The organism is Kitasatospora sp. NPDC057500 (assembly GCF_042802195.1).
Lineage (GTDB): Bacteria > Actinomycetota > Actinomycetes > Streptomycetales > Streptomycetaceae > Kitasatospora.
The window spans coordinates 75,836-94,423 of record NZ_JBHVER010000003.1 but is presented as its reverse complement, the minus strand read 5'-3'; the positions used below and the strand labels follow the sequence as shown (position 1 = coordinate 94,423).

General features: G+C 74.4%; 18 protein-coding genes. 6 read left to right on the top strand and 12 right to left on the bottom strand.

Annotated elements, in window-relative coordinates; translation table 11 throughout:
* The first annotated feature begins 63 nt into the window (after positions 1-63).
* Positions 64-546 (top strand): MarR family winged helix-turn-helix transcriptional regulator, encoded by a 483-nt coding sequence (locus ACFU74_RS01395; RefSeq protein WP_380749900.1) that lies wholly within the window; start codon positions 64-66, stop codon positions 544-546.
* Here ACFU74_RS01395 and ACFU74_RS01390 read toward each other — a convergent pair.
* The gene (locus ACFU74_RS01390) at positions 538-2,070 is read right to left on the bottom strand and encodes an SDR family oxidoreductase (protein WP_380749897.1); all 1,533 of its coding nucleotides are present in this window, start codon (positions 2,068-2,070) and stop codon (positions 538-540) included. The two genes, ACFU74_RS01395 and ACFU74_RS01390, sit on opposite strands and share 9 nt — an antisense overlap.
* Positions 2,071-2,310: 240 nt before the next feature.
* Between ACFU74_RS01390 and ACFU74_RS01385 the strand changes: the two genes are divergently transcribed.
* The 3 genes from ACFU74_RS01385 (at position 2,311) to ACFU74_RS01375 (ending at position 5,148) form a co-directional block, all read left to right on the top strand.
* Positions 2,311-3,207, top strand: coding sequence for an MBL fold metallo-hydrolase (locus tag ACFU74_RS01385; RefSeq protein ID WP_380749894.1), 897 nt, complete (start codon positions 2,311-2,313; stop codon positions 3,205-3,207).
* A 388-nt stretch (positions 3,208-3,595) separates the two neighbouring features.
* Positions 3,596-4,303, top strand: a complete 708-nt coding sequence (locus tag ACFU74_RS01380) for a CBS domain-containing protein (RefSeq protein WP_380749891.1) — start codon at positions 3,596-3,598, stop codon at positions 4,301-4,303.
* A 161-nt stretch (positions 4,304-4,464) separates the two neighbouring features.
* Positions 4,465-5,148, top strand: a complete 684-nt coding sequence (locus ACFU74_RS01375) for a beta-glucanase (protein ID WP_380749888.1) — start codon at positions 4,465-4,467, stop codon at positions 5,146-5,148.
* Positions 5,149-5,247: 99 nt separating this feature from the next.
* On the opposite strand, the gene ACFU74_RS01370 is transcribed toward ACFU74_RS01375, so the two are convergent.
* Complete coding sequence (locus ACFU74_RS01370; protein ID WP_380749885.1) at positions 5,248-5,619, bottom strand: hypothetical protein; 372 nt, start codon at positions 5,617-5,619, stop codon at positions 5,248-5,250.
* Positions 5,620-5,863: 244 nt separating this feature from the next.
* Between ACFU74_RS01370 and ACFU74_RS01365 the strand changes: the two genes are divergently transcribed.
* Positions 5,864-6,265: an SHOCT domain-containing protein gene (locus ACFU74_RS01365; RefSeq protein WP_380749883.1), complete on the top strand. Its 402-nt coding sequence runs from the start codon at positions 5,864-5,866 to the stop codon at positions 6,263-6,265.
* A gap of 113 nt (positions 6,266-6,378) precedes the next feature.
* Here ACFU74_RS01365 and ACFU74_RS01360 read toward each other — a convergent pair whose 3' ends face one another.
* Positions 6,379-6,789, bottom strand: coding sequence for an organic hydroperoxide resistance protein (locus ACFU74_RS01360; RefSeq protein ID WP_380749880.1), 411 nt, complete (start codon positions 6,787-6,789; stop codon positions 6,379-6,381).
* 132 nt (positions 6,790-6,921) lie between these two features.
* Between ACFU74_RS01360 and ACFU74_RS01355 the strand changes: the two genes are divergently transcribed.
* Positions 6,922-7,431: a MarR family winged helix-turn-helix transcriptional regulator gene (locus ACFU74_RS01355; protein ID WP_380749877.1), complete on the top strand. Its 510-nt coding sequence runs from the start codon at positions 6,922-6,924 to the stop codon at positions 7,429-7,431.
* Positions 7,432-7,474: 43 nt separating this feature from the next.
* Here ACFU74_RS01355 and ACFU74_RS01350 read toward each other — a convergent pair whose 3' ends face one another.
* From ACFU74_RS01350 to ACFU74_RS01310, 9 genes are all read right to left on the bottom strand, one after another.
* Positions 7,475-9,385 (bottom strand): hypothetical protein, encoded by a 1,911-nt coding sequence (locus tag ACFU74_RS01350; protein WP_380749874.1) that lies wholly within the window; start codon positions 9,383-9,385, stop codon positions 7,475-7,477.
* A gap of 561 nt (positions 9,386-9,946) precedes the next feature.
* Positions 9,947-10,423: a VOC family protein gene (locus ACFU74_RS01345; protein ID WP_380749871.1), complete on the bottom strand. Its 477-nt coding sequence runs from the start codon at positions 10,421-10,423 to the stop codon at positions 9,947-9,949.
* A gap of 53 nt (positions 10,424-10,476) precedes the next feature.
* Entirely contained in the window at positions 10,477-11,691 is a 1,215-nt protein-coding gene (locus ACFU74_RS01340; RefSeq protein ID WP_380749868.1) for a methyltransferase, read from the bottom strand.
* Between the two features lie 249 nt (positions 11,692-11,940).
* The gene (locus ACFU74_RS01335; RefSeq protein ID WP_380749966.1) at positions 11,941-12,792 is read right to left on the bottom strand and encodes an STM4011 family radical SAM protein; all 852 of its coding nucleotides are present in this window, start codon (positions 12,790-12,792) and stop codon (positions 11,941-11,943) included.
* Between the two features lie 101 nt (positions 12,793-12,893).
* A complete protein-coding gene (locus ACFU74_RS01330; protein WP_380749865.1) occupies positions 12,894-14,354 on the bottom strand; it encodes an STM4012 family radical SAM protein in 1,461 nt (486 codons plus the stop codon).
* Entirely contained in the window at positions 14,351-15,193 is an 843-nt protein-coding gene (locus ACFU74_RS01325; protein WP_380749963.1) for an STM4013/SEN3800 family hydrolase, read from the bottom strand. Before ACFU74_RS01325 ends, ACFU74_RS01330 begins: the two co-directional genes overlap by 4 nt.
* Before the next feature lie 62 nt (positions 15,194-15,255).
* On the bottom strand, positions 15,256-16,497 hold the full coding sequence (locus ACFU74_RS01320) for an STM4014 family protein (RefSeq protein ID WP_380749862.1): 1,242 nt from the start codon (positions 16,495-16,497) through the stop codon (positions 15,256-15,258).
* A 10-nt stretch (positions 16,498-16,507) separates the two neighbouring features.
* Entirely contained in the window at positions 16,508-17,464 is a 957-nt protein-coding gene (locus tag ACFU74_RS01315; RefSeq protein WP_380749859.1) for an STM4015 family protein, read from the bottom strand.
* Between the two features lie 84 nt (positions 17,465-17,548).
* Positions 17,549-18,502, bottom strand: a complete 954-nt coding sequence (locus ACFU74_RS01310) for an STM4015 family protein (protein ID WP_380749856.1) — start codon at positions 18,500-18,502, stop codon at positions 17,549-17,551.
* Positions 18,503-18,588 lie beyond the last annotated feature (86 nt).

Sequence of the window (18,588 nt, the reverse complement as noted above, 5' to 3'; positions counted from 1 at the left end):
CGCGGGCGGCACCGTTAGGCTGAACCGATTAGCCCGACGTCGTACGCAACCGGAGAACAGGCCTTGGCACAGCAGGGGGAACAGCGCGGGTCGCACGGCACGCCCGAGCTCGGCCGGCTGCTGCAGGACCTCGCCTCCGAGATGAACCTGCTCGGCCACGGCTTCGCCGCCGCCAGCGGCCTGCACACCACCGACGTCCAGGCGCTGCTCGCGATCATGCGCACCGGCGACGCCACCGGGTCCCCGGGCATCACCCCCGGGCGGCTCGGCGAGGAACTGGGCCTCTCCTCGGGCGCCGTCACCGCCGTCCTGGACCGGCTGGAGCGGGCCGGGCACATCCGCCGCACCCGGGACGCGGCGGACCGCAGGCTGGTCCTGGTGCAGTACCTCCCGGGCGCCGGCCGGATGGCCGCCGAGTGGTTCGCGCCGGTCGCCCGCCGCACCGAGGCCGTCCGCGGCGAGTTCACGACCGACGAGCTCGCCGCCGTGGCCCGCTTCCTTGGCCGGATGACCGGCGAGCTGGAGGACCTGCGGCACTCACGGTGAGCCGCCCGCCGCCCCTTCCCGGGGTTCGCGGGCGGCCTGCTCGGTGATCCGCCGGGCCATCCCGCCGAAGACCGCGGCGTGGAACGGCGCCACCGCCCACCAGTACGCGTGCCCGGCCAGCCCGCGCGGGTGGAACAGCGCCCGCTGCCGGTAGCGGCTGCCGCCCGCCGCGTCCGGCGCGACCGCCAGCTCCAGCCAGGCCGGGCCGGGCAGCCGCATCTCCGCGCGCAGCCGCAGCAGCCGCCCCGGTTCGATCTCCTCCACCCGCCAGAAGTCCAGCGACTCGCCGACCCGCAGCCGCGCCGGGTCCCGCCGCCCGCGCCGCAGCCCCACCCCGCCGGCCAGCCGGTCGATCCAGCCGCGCACCGCCCAGCCGAGCGGGAAGGAGTACCAGCCGTTCTCGCCGCCGATCCCCTCCACCACCCGCCACAGTGCCGCCGGATCGGCGTCCACCCGCAGCTCCCGGACGTCCTGGTAGAGGCTGCCGCCGGCCCAGTCCGGGTCGGTGGGCAGCGGGTCGCTCGGCGCGCCGGGGAGCGAGGCGGAGGACCACCGGGTGGCGACGTCCGCGTCCCGGATCCGGCGCAGCGCGAGCCGCACCGCCGCGTCGAAGCCGATGGCGCCGCCCGGCGGCTGCGGGACGTAGCGGTCGAGGTCGTGCTCGCCGCGGACCACCTCGTAGCGCAGCGACTCCACCAGCGGCCGGGCGATCGACCCCGGCACCGGCGTCACCAGGCCGACCCAGAGGCTGGAGAGTCGCGGGGTGAGGACGGGGACGGCCACGATCAGTCGGCGCGGCAGCCCGGCCACCGCCGCGTAGCGCTCCATCATCCGCCGGTACGTCAGCACCTCGGGCCCGCCGATGTCGAACGCGCGGTTCACCCCCGGCGGCAGCGCGGCCGCCCCGACCAGCAGCCGCAGCACGTCCCGCACGGCGATCGGCTGGATCCGGGTGTCCACCCAGCGCGGGGTCACCATCACCGGCAGGCGCTCGGTCAGGTGGCGGAGCATCTCGAAGGAGGCCGACCCCGAGCCGATGATCACCGCCGCCCGCAGCTCGGCGGTCGGCACACCGCAGTCGCGCAGCACTCGCCCGACCTCGACCCGCGAGCGCAGGTGCGGCGACAGCCGCCCGGCGGGCACCCCGGCGGGGGCGAGCCCGCCCAGGTAGACGATCCGGCGCACCCCCGCCCGGGCCGCCGCCCGCCCGAACGCCGCCGCGGCGGCCCGGTCGGTGGCCTCGAACCCGGCGCCGGTACCGAGCGCGTGCACCAGGTAGTAGGCGACGTCGACCCCGTCGAAGGCCCCCTCCAGGCTCTCCGGCCGCGTCACGTCCCCCGCCGCGACCTCCACCCGCGCGCGCCACGGATGGTCCCGCAACCGGTCCGGGTTCCGGACCAGGCACCGCACGGCGTACCCCGCCTCCAGCAGCTCCGGCACCAGCCGGCCGCCGATGTACCCGGTGGCCCCGGTCACCAGACAGCGCTGCGGCACGGCACGGACAGGACTGTCGGCAACGCTCACGGCGGCTCCCCGGAAGAAGGTCGACGGACGACGCCACGATGATCGCCGCCCCGAACCGGTCCCGCACCGCCGCCACCGGCCTCTCGTCCGTTCGGCCCTCGTCCGTTCGGGCCTGGCCCGTCCGCCTCTCGTCCGTTCGGCTCTGGCCCGTCCGGCGCACAACGGACCCGGGGGCTGTCACGGGCCGGGGCGCTGTCCGGTCATAGGGGATGACTGAACACTCTTCCGGAGGAGGACAACATGAGCCTGGTCCACACCGCGCACGACGAACTCGTTCCGTCGCGCTACGCGCTGAAGGTCGGCGACATCGACGTGATGGTGATCAGCGACGGCGTGCTGCCGATCTCCCCGACCACGCTGGCCGTCAACGCCGCCACGGCCGAGCTGACGGCCTGGCTCAGCGACATGTTCCTGCCGAAGGAACTGATCGACTGGCCGCTGAACGTGGCCGTGGTGCGCAGCGGCGGCCGTACCGTCCTCGTCGATTCCGGGCTGGGGACGGAGTTCCCGGGCTTCCCGCGCGCCGGGCAGCTGGCGACGCGGCTGGAGGCCGCCGGGATCGACCCCGGGTCCGTGACCGACGTGGTGCTCACCCACCTGCACATGGACCACATCGGCGGGCTGCTGGTCGACGGCCTGCGGGGCCGGCTCCGCACCGACCTGCGGGTCCACCTGGCTGCCGCCGAGGCCGAGTTCTGGGCGGCGCCCGACTTCTCCCGCACCGCCATGCCGGGCCCGGTCCCGGACGTGCTGCGCACGACCGCCGCGCGCTTCCTGGAGGTGTACCGCGGTCAGCTGCGCCCGTTCGAGACGGAGTACGAGGTGGCGCCGGGCGTGCGGATCTGCCGCACCGGCGGCCACACCCCCGGCCACAGCATCGTCCGCCTGGAGTCCGGCGGCGACCGCCTGACCTTCGCCGGCGACGCCGTGTTCCAGTGCGGCTTCGACAAGCCCGGCTGGCACAACGGCTTCGACCACGACCCCGAGGAGTCCACCCGCGTCCGGACCCGTCTGCTCACCGAACTCGCGGCGAGCGGCGACCAGTTGGTGGCCACCCACCTGCCCTTCCCGTCCGTCTGCCACGTCGCGGCCGCCGGCAACGCCTTCCGCTTCGTCCCGGCCGTCTGGGACTACTGACCCGCTCCCGGAGCGGTGCCCACGGGTCACTGCGGTGGGCACCGCTCCGGCACCGCCGAGGGGCCCGGGTGCGGGCGGGGGCGGGTGGCGGTCGGTTGGTGCGGGTCGGGTGCGGGTCGGGTGCGGGGCGGGTGCGGGTCGCCCGTCCGGAGCAATGGGGTGGTGTCGGGTGGTCGGGGATGGTCGGGGGTGGTGCGGTGCCGTCCGGGTCGGATCGGCGTAGGGAGGGGGAGGCCCTTGGTCCCGTCGATTCAGCCCCTTGGCCCCTGGCGGATCGCCCGGTCGGGGGAGATGCTCCTGGTACAGCCGATCGGACGACAGGGGTCCGGTCGGACCACGCCTTCGGACGAGGTGAACCGGCGTGCGGCATGCCACCGTCGAATCAGTGATGACCAGTCCCGTGGTCCAGGTCGCTCCCCAGACCGGCTTCCGGGAGATCGTCGCGCTGCTGGCCGAGTACGACATCACCGCTGTGCCGGTGGTGGACGGCGACGGCCGGCCGCTCGGCATCGTCTCGGAGGCGGACCTGCTTCTCACCCTGGCGGCCCAGGAGGACCAGGGCAGCCACATGCCGCCGCCGGACCTCGCCCGGACCGGCCCGGGCGGCGCGGTCACCGCAGCCGATCTGATGTCCGGCCCCGTGGTGTGCACCACTCCGGACGCCAGCGTGGTCGCGGCGGCCCGGTTGATGAACAAGCACGGTGTGAAGCGGCTCCCGGTGCTGGACGAGGACGGCCGGGTGTTCGCCATGGTCAGCCGGGGCGACCTGCTGCGGATCTTCCTGCGCGAGGACCGGGTGATCCGCCGGGAGATCGTGGAGGAGGTGCTCGGCCGGGTCGAGGGCGTCAGCCCCGCCGAGGTGGGCGTCGAGGTGGACCAGGGGCGGGTGGTGCTCAGCGGTACCGTGCCCGAGCCGCACCTGGTGGCGATCGTGCTGAACCTCTGCCGATCGGTGGACGGCGTGGTGTCGGTGACCGACCGGCTGAGCGCCGACGCCTTCGGCGGCCTGGGCCCGGAGGACGCCTTTCCGGCCGACTCCGGGGGCGCGCGTGACGGCGACGCGCGCGAGAACGACACGCCTGCGCCCATCCGCTGACCCCGTACGCCCGCCCGCCCTCGCCCGCCCCGCGCCGTTCGACCGGGCTCCGGCCCGGACTCGGAGCGTCCGGTTCGAATATTGCGCTGCGTACCGGGTATCTCACCCACCGTGTGCGGCGGTAGCGGGCCGCCGCGACGCCGGGGACCGGGGAGGCAGCCGTGGCCGTCGTGTTCGACGCGGACTTCACATCGACCAGCCAGTGGATCGCGGGGCGCAGCAGCGCCTATCCCCGAATGGGGCCGACCAACCGGGGCGACCACAAGCTCGACTTCCTCAGCCGCGCCCACTGCCCGGGCGGCCTGTTCACCGCCGCCCGGCGGCACGGCGGGGACCTGTGGACGTGCAACCTGCTCACCACCGAGGGCAGCCCGGAGGCCTTCCAGATCCGCACCGGCGACACCCTGAGCGCACGGGTCACCCTGCCCCTGGAGCTGGGGGCCTGGCCGGCGATCTGGACCTGGCGGGACGGCGGCAACGAGATCGACGTGTTCGAGTACCACCCCGACAACCCGGACCTGCTGGAGATCTCCAACCACGTCCGGGGCGGCTACCGGTACTGGCACGGGGCCGAGGCCGGCATAGCCCCCGGCGCCACCTTCGACATCCGGACGGTCCTCGGCGCGCACTCGGTGGACTGGTTCGTCGACGGCACCCTCATCCACGCCGACCGCCGGGGTGTGGGCGCCGACTGGCACGCCTACCTGATCGTCAACCTCTCGGTCTCGGACGGCACCTACCACGCCCGTCCGCCGGCCTTCGGGCCGGACCGGCTCGGCTGGACCTGCCACAGCCTGCTGGTCGAGCGTGGGGTGCCGGACGGCGGGTCGCCGCGGCGGACGTGACCGCTGGGGTGGCGTCGGGGGTCGTGGGCCGGGGTCGGGTGGCCGGGGTCGATGGCCGCCGTCGGTGGCCGCCGTCGGTGGCCGGGGTGGGTGGTCGGGTCACTGGTCGGGCGGGAACATCGCCGTGATCAGGCCGCGCGGTCCCGAGCGCTGGAACCAGACCACCCGGCGGTACGGGCCGATGTGCGCGGGGTGCGTCACGTAGAGGTCGTCGCGCGGCGCGGTCTCGTTGCCCGGCGCGAGCGCGGCGTCCACCGCGTCGGCGGCGATGGACCGCAGCAGCGCGTGCGCGGTCGTCGCGGCGGCGGCGGGAACGATGGCCAGTGCGGTGAGTTCGAACCAGAGCGCCGTCGAGACGTAGCCGATGGGGGAGTGGCCGAGGGAGGGGTGGGGGCGGTGGTCCTGGTAGCGGAGCAGCACCCCGGCCGCGACAAGGCGCTCGCGGTCGTCGGCCGGCGGGTGGTGGTTCATGGGGCGAACGGTACCCGGGCGCGGTGCGGGCGGGCCCGGGCCCGGGGGTCTTCCCGCTCCACCCGGTGTCGCTCGGCGTGTGCTCGCGGGCTTCCCCGCGCGCCGTGTCCGGCCTGGCCGGTGCCCCGCTCCTCACGTCGCTCCGACGGGCGGGGGCGCAGGATGGTGGTGAGGCGCCGATCGCCCCGGGGCGGGCCGGCCGTCACGGCCGCCGCCCGTCGGCCGGGGCGGTGAGGAGGTCGTCATGACGTACTGGAGCGGCTACGGGCACGGGCACGGGTTCGGCGGCTGGGGCCTGGGGCTGATGGCGTTGGGGCTGCTGCTGGTCCTGCTGGCGCTGGTGGCGGTCGCGGTGCTCCTGGCCCGGCAGTCGCGGGCGTCCGGGCCGCCGCCCAAGGGGGCGTGGGCCGCGGGGCCGCCGGGCCCGGTGGGGTCGTCGGGTGGGCCGACGCCGTTGGCCGAGCAGGTGCTCGCGGAGCGGTTCGCGCGCGGCGAGATCGACGCGGACGAGTACCGGCACCGCCTGGAGGTCCTGCGCGACGAGGCGGGCGGTGGGCCGGGCGGGGCGCCGGGGGGCGGGGTGGGTGGCGGGCCGCCGCCCGTCCCGCCCGTGCCGCCGCGTCCGCCTCGGGGGCCGGGCGGCTGACGCGGCGAGGCCCCGCCGCGCGGCTGCGCAACGGGGCCCGTCGATGGCCGGCTGTAGGTTGTCGACAAATCGAGTGATCTACTACTAGGCCGCTCGACCCCTCGACTACTCGACTACTCGACGACGAGCTCGACCGGGATGTTGCCCCGGGTGGCGTTGGAGTACGGGCAGACCTCGTGCGCCTTCTTGACCAGCAGCTCGCCGGTCTCGCCCGCGAGCGCCTCCGGCAGCTCGACCCGCAGGACCACGGCGAGGCCGAAGCCCTCGCCGTCGCGGCCGATGGACACCTCGGCGGTCACCGAGATGTCGCCGGTGTCGACCTTCGCCTGCCGGCCGACCAGGCCCAGCGCGCTGGCGAAGCAGGCGGCGTAGCCGGCCGCGAAGAGCTGCTCCGGGTTGGTGCCCTGCCCACTGCCGCCGAGGCCGGGCGGCATCGCCAGGGCGAGATCGAGCTGTCCGTCGGAGCTGACGGCGCGGCCCTCCCGGCCGTTGGCGGTGGCGACTGCGGTGTAGAGCGCGTCCATGTCCGTTCCCTTCCGTCCTGCGTGCGAAGTCTCGGTCCGACGGTCCGCTCGGGCCGTCTGCCGGAACAAGTAGAGCACGCAATTCAATTGCGCACAACTCAATGGTGTGAGTGGCATCGCTACCATGGAGCCATGACCGAGCCGACGGAGCTTCCCGACCTGTCCGACCTGTCCGTCCTGCCCGAGGACGCCGATCTGCTCCGCCTGGACCGGCAGATCTGCTTCGCGCTGAACGCGGCGTCCCGCGCCTTCGGGGGCGTCTACCGGGTGCTGCTCAAGGACCTCGGCCTGACCTACCCGCAGTACCTGGTCATGCTCGTCCTCTGGGAGCACGGCGACCTGTCGGTCAAGCGGATCGGCGAGCAGCTCCGGCTCGACTCCGGCACCCTCTCCCCGCTCCTCAAGCGGCTGGAGGCGGCCGGCCTGGTGCGCCGCGAGCGCAGCCCCGAGGACGAGCGCTCGGTCACCGTCAGCCTCACCGAAGAGGGCTCCGCCCTGCGCGAGCGGGCCGGTCGGGTGCCGCGCCGCCTGCTCGCCGCGACCGGCCTGCCTGTCGAGGAGCTCGCCGCGCTGCGGGCCCTGCTGGACCAGGTCACCCTCGCCCTCGACGCCGCCGTCCCGGGGCTCGCTGCGGAGGGCTGAGGCTTCCTGTCGTCGGCGCCGCGGCGCCGGCCGGAGCCGGGTTTCAGTTCCCGGCCGGCTGCCAAGGGCCGAACGGGCTCTCGGCCGCCGGTTCGGCCTGCCGCGCGAAGCGCAGGACGGCGTCCGGCCCGAGCGCCAGCACGACGCGGCGGCCGACGGCGTCGAGCACCACGGTCGGCGCGCCGACGACCTGCCGGCCGAGGTCCGACCACTGGGTGCCGGCGCTCCGGTGCGGCGCCGACTGCGTCGCCAGGCTGATCCCGCCGGCGCCGTTGCGGATGGCCACGGTCGTCCGGCCGTCCTTCCCGGTCGCCGCGGCGACGCCCTCCAGGCCGGCCGGGCCGCCCAGTGACTCGGGCGTGGTGGTCCAGGAACCGTTCGGCCGCGTGGAGCGGGTGACGACCTGTCCGGTACCGGCCTGGTGGAAGTAGAGCGCGAGCCGGCCGTCGTCGGCGCGGCTCACGGTGAGCGGCCCGGCCGGGGCCGGGCCGAGGAAGGCGGTGTCCCGGACGAACGGGCCGCCGGGCGCCGACTGCCGCCAGTGCCCGATGCCGTCGGTGGTGGGCGCGAAGAGTTCGATCCGGCCGTCGGCGGCGAGGGTGGTGGCGAGGCCGTCCCGCACCCGGGCGCCGCCGAGGTCGGCCCAGTCCGCAGGCCAGCCGCCGTCCGGCAGTTGGCTCAGCGCGCTGACGCCGCCGCCCGTGTTGCGGACGAACACGGTCAGCCGCCCGTTGCCGCCGAGGACCGGAGCGGGGCCGCCGACGAACCCGGGGGCGGGGGCGGCTGCGGGGGTGCCGAGCACCGTCCACTCGCCCCAACTGCCCGGAGCGGTTTCGGACTGGGCGACGGTGACGATCCGGTCGTCGCTCAGTCGGATGCCGAACAGGTGGATCAGCCCGGCGGCGTCCCGCACCAGGCCGAGCGCGGGCGCGAGGTCCTCGCCGCCGGGGACGGGCACCGGTCCGCTCCACGCGCCGCCCGGTACGGACTCGCGCCAGGCCTGCACCCGGTTGTCGAGCACCGCGAAGGCGTTCAGCGCGCCGGTGGCGTCCTGGGCCGCCCAGGCGGTGCCGTTCGACCACCGCGGATACTGCCGGGACGGGAATGTGCCGTAGAAATAGGGCTCGTCCGGATCCGGCAGCGGGTCATGGGCGCCGGAATACCAGCCGCCGGCCACGGAACGCTTCGGTCCGAGGTAGGCGAGAAAGGTCTTCCGCTTCTCCCGAGCCGCACTCGCGGGCAGATTCGGCGGGTCCATTCGGACGTTGTAGTCGCGGTAGTTACGGAGTATCACCCGGCCGTTTCCGTCCGGTCCGTGATAACCCAGGGCGGCCTTTCCGGCGAATCGCGCGGCGGCGATGTGGTCATTGTGGTCGGCGGGATTCTGCGGATCGCGGCTGTAGCCGTAGGGCACCCGTGGGTCCTGGGCGCGCAGCACGGTCGGGCGGAACCGTTCCATCAGTTCGGTGAGCGTGGCCACGAGTTCATCGTGGGTGTAGTCCTGGTTCGCGTATGCGGGGTCGCACTCGCCGTCCGCGGGCAGGCTGCCGAGCGTGGCCTGGTGGGACGGCCCGCCCGGGCCCTCGTTGAACAGGGTGTCGATGGTGGCCTGGCCGGGGACGGCGGGGAAGTTCGTGTCGCCGCCCTCGTGCAGCCGGAGGAACACCAGCTTGGTCTGCGGCGCCTGGTCCAGGGTGTCCACCTGGACGGTCTTTCCGCTGGTCAGCCGTACGGCGGCGGTGTTCCAGCTGGGATTGGCCACGCCGGCCAGACGGGCGTGCGCGGCCCGGGCGCCGGTGTCCCGGCTCTCGGAGTAGGCGCACGGGCCGGGGAACGGGGTGCCCGTGGTCTCGCCGCCGGTCAGGAAGACGGTGACGGACGGCGCCCCGTACTGCCGGTTGAGGTCCGGAGTCATGAAGAGGAGGTCGTCGTCCTGGTGCGCGACGATTTGCATGAACGATTCGTCGCCCCTGGTGGCCCCTGCGGCGGACGCGGGTGGTCCGACGATTTCCGCCGGGGCCGCGTGGACCGGCGCCTGGGGCGTGCTCAGGGCGACGGCCAGGACCGTCCCCACGGTTTTCGGAAATCGCATCGCACCCCCGGTCTCCTTGCCCCCGAGCAGGAGATCGGTGGAATCGCCCGTCGGCCCGGAACGGACTATCCCCAAGGCCGTCGTCCGACGTCAAATCCCGGTCGGCGAACCCCGCCGATCGTCGGGGGTGCGGGTCGGGCGTGAACCAGCAAAACGCCCGCAGCGCACCAAAAGAAGCAGAGCGGGCATTGCGGGAAATATTGGTGCAATGCGGACATTCGATGAATTGATCATGCTTATGTGAGATCCGTGTGCGGACATTTCCGGTCGATTCCGCCGCGATCTTGACGCGATCCTGATGCGATCCCGCCGTGATTCGGGCGGGTGCGAGGTCGATTCCGAGGTGGTCCGGCAACGGGCAGGCCGACGCCCGGCCGGGTCGGTCCCGGCCGGGCGCTCAGGTGGTGTCGGATCGGGCGGCCGTCAGCCGGCGGTCCGCTCGTTCAGGCAGAGGATGTTGCCCTCGCTGTCCTTGAACCAGGCGGCGCGCATGCCCTCGGCCTCGACGACGCCGTCGACGGTCTTCAGCCCGGGCAAGTCGTACTCCTCGAACACGACGCCCTTGCCGCGCAGTGCGGCCATCTCGGCGTCCAGGTCGGGGACCTTGAAACTCGCCAGGGTGTGGGCGGCCTGTCCGCCGCTGGGTGTCTCGTAGATGCCGAACTCGGTGCCGCCGCACTCGAAGGTCAGGTCGCCCTCCGCACCGGCGTCGGTGAGTTCGAGGCCGAGGGTGTCGGTGTAGAAGGACTTCGCCCGGGCCAGGTCGGCGGCAGGGATGATCGCCACCAGGGGTGCGTCTCCAAGCATGCTGATCGCCTCCTCGTCCTTCCAGCGTAGGTACGCCGGACCGGCGGTGGCCATGCCGGGCGGCCGCTCGGCCGCCCGGCGTGGTCCTTGCATGGTCCCTTGCGTGGTCCGTACGTGTCCGTGCGTGTCCGATGGGCAACGGGGCGTCACGCCGGGGCGAGCCGCCAGAGCGACGTCACCTCGGCGGCGCGAGCGGCGCGCACCGGATCGGCGGCGCGGCCTCGGGCGTGGCGGGTCGCCTCGGTCGCCCGGCGGTGCCGGGGGCGGGCGTCGAGGCGGCCGACGACCCGCAGACCGGCGGTGGTGAACGCGGTCTGCAGGTCGGCGCGCGAGCGCAGGCCCAGGTGTTCGGCGAGGTCGGATAGGATCAGCCAGCCCTCGCCGCCGGGTGCGAGCCGTTCCGTCAGCCCGTCGAGGAAGCCGTGCAGCATCCGGCCGCCCGGGTCGTACACGCCCAGTTCGAGGGCGGAGGTCGGCTCGGCGGGCAGCCAGGGCGGGTTGCAGACCACCAGGGCGGCCCGCCCGTCGCCCGGCGGGTAGAGGCCGGTGCCGGCCGCCAGGATGCGGTCGGCCAGGCCCAGCCGGTGGGCGTTGTCGCGGGCGCAGTCGAGCGCGCGCGGACTGGCGTCCGTGACCAGCACCCGTCCGACCCCCCGTCGGGCCAGCACGGCGGCCAGCACCCCGGTGCCGGTACCGAGGTCGAACGCTGTGTCGATGTCGATGCCGGCGTCGGTGCTGTTGCCGGCGTTCGTTCCGCTGCCGGCCGCTGCGGTGGGCAGCGGTGCCCGGGCCACCAGGTCGACGTACTCGCCGCGGACCGGGGAGAACACGCCGTAGTGCGGGTGGACGCGCGCCCCCAGCGCGGGCACCTCCACGCCCCGCTCGCGCCACTGCCGCGCGCCGAGGACGCCGAGCAGCTCCCTCAGCGCGACCACCCGGGGCCCGTCCGCCGGGCCGTACGCCTCCCGGCAGGCCTGCCGGACATCGGGCGCGCGGCGCAGCAGCAGCGCGTGGTCGGCCTCCAGCCGCACCACCAGACGGCCGAGCAGGCGTGCGGTCCGGGCCCGGTCGCTTCGCTGCTCCCGGAACGCCTCGGCCGCGGTGGCCGGGTGTGCGGTGCCCCTCCGGCGGGTCCCGTGCTCGGCCCGGCGGGCGAGGGCGGCGAGCAACTGGCGGGCACCGTGGTAGTCGCCCTGCCAGAGCAGGGCGTTGCCGGTGGAGGCGAGGCGGTGGGCGGCATCGGCCCGCAGCCGGTCGTCGGCGAGCACGACACGGCTCGGCGGAGGTGTGCCGTTCTCACTGTGCCAGCGGGCGGGCAGGGCCGTGACGGGTGTGAGGGTGGTGTGGACGGTGGCGGGCACCGGGACTCCTCGTGGTCGAACGTGCGAATGGGCACGAAGAACACGCCGACGAGGAGGGGAACGACGGTGGGTCAGACGAGCTGCGGCTCCCCGGTCGGCGTGCGGACCGACGGGTCGCCGAGCACCAGGCCCGGTACGGCACAAGCTGTCATGATCAGCCCTTTCGCTGGATCACCATCTTCGGGATCACGGTTACGGTGTCACGCGCTGTGGTCGGCCCGCAACAGGTTTTCGCCCCGCGACGTCTCGTCACCAGGTGTGCGGGATGCGTTCCAGGACGCCTCCGGCGAAGACGTCGTACAGGGGCAGGCTCTCCAGGTGGACGTAGCCGATGTGGCAGTCGCAGACCGGGAGCGGGCAGGGTCGTGGGGCGAGCCGGGGCCGGTAGGAGCCGTCGTAGAGGTTGCCGAGTTCCTCGCGGACGAAGTGGCACCGGCGGACGGTGCCGTCGCCGTCGACCGACAGGACCGACTCGCCGGTGCGGCAGGGGCGGCCGGCACTGGGGTGGGCCTGTCGGCTGAAGCCGAAGTGCGGGTCGAGCGCGGTCCAGTCGGCCGCCTCGGCGTCGGTGTAGGTGCGGCCCTCGGCGGCGTTGATCCAGAGGTAGACCGCCGGGGACAGCTCGGCGCGCAGCCGCCGGGCCGCCGCCAGGTGCTCCGGCTGCCCCACCACCCCGATGCTGTACCGCGCGCCCAGGGCGTCGAGTTCACGGCACTTGGCGAGGAAGCGGTCGTGGTCGACCTGGCCCGGGTGGTAGGTGACCCAGAGCGCGAGGGCGGTGAGGTCCGCTTCGGCCAGCCAGCCGGTACGGCAGCTGAGGTTGGTCTGGACGGCGACCCGCCGGACGTGCGGCAGATGGCTCAACTCGACCATGGCGCGCCGGTACCAGGACCGCACCAGCCCCTCGCCCCACGGTGTGAACAGCACCGAGACCGTGTCGCCGGTGCCTGCCCGGCCGGCCACCCAGCCGGTGAACCGCTCCAGCGCGGCGCGGTCGGCGCGCAGTTGGCCGGGTGTGTCGCGCCGCTTGGCGAAGGGGCAGTACGGGCAGTCGTAGTCGCAGGAGGCCAGCGGGCCCCGGTAGAGCAGGCTGAGGTCGATGGGCCCTCCGGCCGGGCCGCCGACGCTCGGGAGGTCGGTGGCGGGGAGGTCGGTGGCGGGGACGTCCGTGGGAGGCCCGGCCGAGGGCATGCCGAGGAAGGTCATTTCGCCTCGTACCCGGCCATCAGCGTGCGCACCTCGGGCGAGAACAGCATCGGGCCGACCGCGTCCGAGTGCGCGAGGCCCTCGGGGGACAGCCGGAGCGAGCCGCCCGTGCCGCCCGTGGCCTCCGGGTCGTCCGCGTCGTCCGGGGCGTTCGCGAGCCAGCCGCGGGCCTGGAACTCCGCCAGCTCGGCGGGGAAGTCCTCGTCCGGCGTGCTGCCGAAGCGGGCCCGGTACTCGGCGAGCGCCACCCCCTCGGCCTGGAGCAGCGACTGCACGAGGTGCCGCCGCCGCGCCTCGGACGGCGTCATGGCCCGGCCGACCACCGCGCGGTCGAAGGTCTCGGTGGCCACGTAGTCGTCGATGATGCGGCGCACCTCGGTGGCGTCCACCGCGTAGTCGAAGGAGTAGTGCAGCCGGGACGTGTAGGAGCGGGCGCCGCAGCCGAGACCGACCATGCCGTCGGTCTGGCAGGCGTACTCGCTCACCCCGGCCTGCGGTGCGGCCGCCCGGCGGAACATCCGCATCGACACCTGCTGGTAGCCGTGGGCGAGCAGGTGGTCGCGGCCGGCCCGGTAGAGCGCGAGTCGGCGGGCGTCCCACTGGACCGGGCTCTCCGCCTCCCCGCGCCGCGCCAGGCCGGTCAGCGGGCGCACGTAGAGCGGGTAGAGGTAGAGCTCCTCGGGCTCCCAGGCCAGCGCGGCGTCCAGCGAGTGGAGCCAACTGGCCTCGGTCTGGCCGTCGATGCCGTAGATGAGGTCGATGTTGAGGACCGGGAACCCGGCGTCGCGGATCCGGCCCAGTGCGGCCTCGACGTCGGCGCGCTTCTGCGGACGGACCGCCGAACGGGCCTCCGCGTCGACGAAGGACTGCACGCCCAGGCTCAGCCGGGTGGTGCCCCGCTCGGCGAGCACGGAGAGGCGGTCGGCCGTGGCGGTGGCGGGGGAGGCCTCGACGGACAGCGGGACCGCCCGCAGGTCGGCGCCCATCCGGTGCTCGGCGATGTCGCAGAGCCGCTCCAGTTCGGCGGCGCTCAGATAGGTGGGGGTGCCGCCGCCGAACGCGGCGAGCGCGAACCGGGCGTCCTCGTCCAGCGCCGCGCGCACGGCGTCCGCCTGCCGGTCGAGGGCGTCCAGGTAGGCGGTGGTCAGACCGTCCGGACCGCCGATCCGGGTGAACAGGTTGCAGAAGCCGCAGCGCACCTCGCAGAACGGGATGTGCAGGTAGAGGGAGAGCGCGTGCTGCGCCTCGCCCGTCCACAGCTCGCGCAGCGGCGGGCGGTCCGGCAGCGCGCGGTACGCGGTCTTGTGGGGGTAGGCGTAGACGTACGACTGGTACGGCGGCGCGTACGGCAGCCCGGTGGCCGCTGCGGTCGCGGTCGTAGTCGCGGACGCGGGAACGGGGGTGGGCGTGGTGGCGGGCGCCGTGCCGTCGGTCGGCCGGACGGGGGCGGTGGTCATGCGGTCTCCTCGGCGGGCGCGGCGGACGGCGGGGTGCTCGCGGGGAGCGTGAAGTGGGCGTACGGCACCGTCCAGACGACCTCGTGGCCGATCCGGTGGCCGGTGTAGCCGTCCTCCCCGTAGGCCGTGCCGTGGTCCGAGCAGACGATCGCGAAGCACGGCCGCCGTGCGCTCATCGCTGCGAACAGCCGGCCGATGTGTGCGTCCACGTACTCCAGCGCGGCCGCGTGGCTCGCCCGGCTGTCACCGTGCTCGCGCGTCGCGCCGGGCAGGTGGAACCAGTTCGGCTGGTGCAGCGCCGGGACGTTGACGAAGAGGAAGAGCGGCTGCCCGGCGGGCTGCTCGGCGGTGACCTGCTCCGCGCGGGCGACCTGCTCCTCGAAGGAGGTGGGCGAGGGCACGCCCATCTCCGGCGACCAGTGGCTTTCCTGGAAGAGACCGGGCAGCACCGAGCCCAGCGGCCCCTGCTTGTTGAAGAAGCCGACACCGCCGATGCAGACCGTCCGGTAGCCGGTGGCGGCGAGCGCGCCCGGCAGGTCCGGCGCGTCGAACACCCAGGTGCGCGGAGCGGTGCTCTCCGAACCGGCGAACCGGGCGGCGAACAGGCGCGGGTGCGGCCCGTCGGGCGAGGCCGGGGTCGGCAGGAAGCCGGCCAGGATGGCCTGGTGGGCGGCGTAGGTGAAGCTGCCGGGGGAGTGCCGCTTCTCCCAGCGCCCGCCGGGCAGGTGGGCGGCCAGGTTGGGGATCCGTCCGGCGGCGGCCAGCTCCTCGGCGACGTCGAAGCGCAGGGTGTCGAGCGTGACGAGCAGCAGGTCGTGGCTGCCCACCACGGCGTTCATGTCGGGGGACCCGGTCGGGGCGGCGGGGGCGGAGGCGAGGGCGGAGGTACTGGGCTGGTGGTTCATCGGGGCTGTTCCGTACGTGGGTGGATCGTCAGGTGCGGTGGTGCCGACGGCGCGGTAGCGGTCGTGGCTGCGGTCGCGGTCGTGGTCGCCGGTGCGCCGAGGGCGGCGAGTTGGGCGGCGTAGGTGTCGAGGCCCTCGGCCGGGCCTTCGGGCAGGCCGGGGAGGCCGGGCAGCAGGTCGCCGAAGGCGTTGACCTCGCCGACCACCGCCCGTCGCCAGGCGGCGGTCGGCAGCACGTCGACGCCGACCATCGGGGAGTTCGGGAAGCAGGCGGCCGCCCGCTCCGCGGTTTCCAGCAGGTCCGGCCAGGCCGGACCTGCGGCCTGGCGGGCCAGCTCCAGGCTGCCCCGGGCGCCGCCGAGGTGAAGGTTGGTCATCGGCTGGGCGCTGGTGCGGACCACCACATGGGTGGCCCGTCCGGCGACCACGACGACCCGCAGGTCGGCCGAGCGGCCCGACTGGGAGGCCTTCGGCACCCACTGCTCGACGTGCAGGCCGTCCGGGGCGAGCCGGTCGACCAGCTCCGCGACCGCCCGCTCCTCCTGGTAGCGCCGGACCCGCAGCGAGTTGTGCAGCCCTCCGTCGGCGAGCTCCACCGAGGTGGTGGCCCGCAGCTGGCCGCGCGGACCGAACTCCAGTGCCACCACGCCCGAAGCGGAGGAGCCGTGGGACGGTTTGACGAAGACCCGGCGCAGCCCCTCGGCGTCCAACCGGGCGCGCAGGTCGTCCCAGCCCGTGACGGCGGCCCCGTCGAGGGCGCGCGGCACCGGCACCCCGGCGTGCGACAGCAGCGCGTGCGCCCGCCGCTTGTCGAACATCACGGCGATCTCCTCCGGGTCGCCGAGCAGCCGCACCCCGGGGGTCCGGGCCAGCGCGCGCAGCGCGGCCGTCACCCCGGCGTACCAGGCGGCGCCGCCCTCGACCCGGGTCGGCGCGTACCGTGCGCCGAGCGCCGGCCGGCGCAGGAGCGCGTCCACCGCCTCCTCCTCGCCCGGTGACTCGATCCGCAGCACGGTGCCCGCGGGCAGCCGGTAGCCGCCGCGCAGCAGGTCGAGCCAGGGGAGGACGGTGGGCTCGGGCAGGCCGGCGGCCCGGGCGGCGGCAGTGAACAGCGTCACCCGGCGATGGCCGGGGTTGCCGAGCACGGTCAGCCGCCCGTCCGCCGGGAGCCGGTGCGCGGGCCCCGCCGGGTGTGTGGTCCGGGCCGGGCCGGCGGCACGGTCGGTCGTGGTCAGCATCGGTGCCCGCCTACTCGGCCACCGCGACGTAGCGCCACTCGTCCTCGTCGTCCTCCTCGGCGTCGGAGAGGTCGACGTCCACGCCGGGGAGCGCCTGGCACACCCGCTCCTGCATGGCGTCGGTGAGGTAGTGGTGGTGCAGGTCGAGGGACTTGAGGTGGGTGAGCGGCTGGCCGTCGAGCAGCGCAGCCGCGCCGTCGTCGCTCAGCACGCCCATCGCCAGGCTGAGCGACTCCAGCTGCGCCACCACCGGGGCGTGCGCCACGGCGGCGGCGATCTCGTCCTGGAACTCGCTGTTCTCCAGGCCGAGGTGGCGCAGCGACGGCAGCCGGGTGCCGGTCAGGATCGGCGCGACGTCGTCGATCGTCGCGTCGCCGCCGTACTCGTCCACGCCGAACCACAGTTCGAGGCGCTCCAGTGCGGGCAGCTCGCTCGCCGCGACCGCCCGCACCACGTCGTCGGGCAGCCCGCCGCTCTCGAACCGCAGGTCGGTCAGCCGGTCGTGCCGGACCGGGTCGAGCCGCAGGCCGTTGCCGCCGCGCACCACCAGGTCGGTGAGCTGCGGGAACGCCTTCAGCACCGGGGTGACGTCCGACATCTCCAGCCAGGAGATCTCGCAGTCCTCCGAGGTCACGTCGGCGATGAAGAGCGCCTCCAGGGCGGGGAACCGATCGGCGTCGGCGACGACCCGGTCGAGCGTCTCGCGCACCGGAACGTAGTCCCGGACCCACCAGGGGCCGATGAGCAGGGCGCGGACGGCGGCCGGATCGACCGCGGAGAGGAAGGCCGACCAGAGCTCGTCGAAGCCGTGCTTCGAGCCGTAGCCGACGGTCAGCCGCCAGGCGGCGGCGTCCGCCGCGGGCAGCTCGTCGGTCGACCGGCGCCGTTCGTGCCGGTGGGGCTCGTTGAGCGAGACGTTGACGACCGGCAGGTGGAGGAAGCGGTCGACGGTGTTGGTGATGAACACGGTGCCCCCCTGGGCGGCATGGCTGGTCGGTGCTGGAGCGGGTGCTGGACGAACGGGCTGACGGGGCGCTCGACGCGCGGGCTGCTACTCGGCCACGGCGACGTAGCGCCACCGGTCGTCGGGCTTGCCGGGCTCGGAGAGGTCGATCGCCACGCCGGACAGCGACTCGCGCAGCCGCTGCTGCATGGCGTCGGTGAGGTAGTGGTGGTGCAGGTCGAGGGACTTGAGGTGGGTGAGCGGCTGGCCCTCCAGCAGTGCCGTCGCGCCCTGGTCGGTGAAGACACCCATCGACAGGTTCAGCGACTCCAGCCGGGGCACCACCGGGGCGTGCGCGACGGCGGCGGCGATCTCGTCCTGGATCTCGCTGTTCTGCAGGCCGAGGTGGCGCAGCGCGGGGAAGCGCGTGCCGTCCAGGAACGGCTCCAGGTCGGCCAGCTGCGTGGTGCCGCCGTAGTTCTCCACCCCGAGCCAGAACTCCAGCCGCTCCAGTGCGGGCAGCTCGCTCGCCGCGACCGCCTGCGGCACCGCGGCGGGCAGGCCGCCGGATTCGAACCGCAGCGCCCGCAGGTGCTCGTGCCGCACCGGCCGGAGCATCACGCCCTCGCCCTCGACCGACTCGTCGGAGGCGCCGCGCACGACCAGCTCGGTGAGCAGGGGGAAGGTCGTCAGCACCGGCGTCACGTCGGTCATGTCGATCCAGGAGATCTCGTTCTCCTCGTACGTGATGTCGCCGATGAACAGGCCGCGCAGCGCGGGCAGCCGATCGGCGGCGCCGAGGATCGCGGCCAGCGGTCCGGCGAAGCTGTCCGGGCCGTCCTGCGACCACTCGCCGACCACCACGGCGGTGACCCGGGAGACGTCCACGCGGTCCAGGAACTGCTGCCAGCGCGAGACCCAGTCCTGCTCCGCCTCGAACTCGATGCCGATCTTCCAGGCCGCGGCGGCCGGCTCCGGCAGGTCGGCGCCCTCGTCGACGGCGGCGACGAAGTCGAACACGGGAAGGCCGTGGAACTCCTCGATGTGGTTGTTGACCGTCATGCGCTGCTCCTCGGAGGGTCGGTGCGGGCCGAACAAGTGTCTACCAGCCCCGACCGACAATCCGGTGCCCGGGGCGGTCCCCGGGC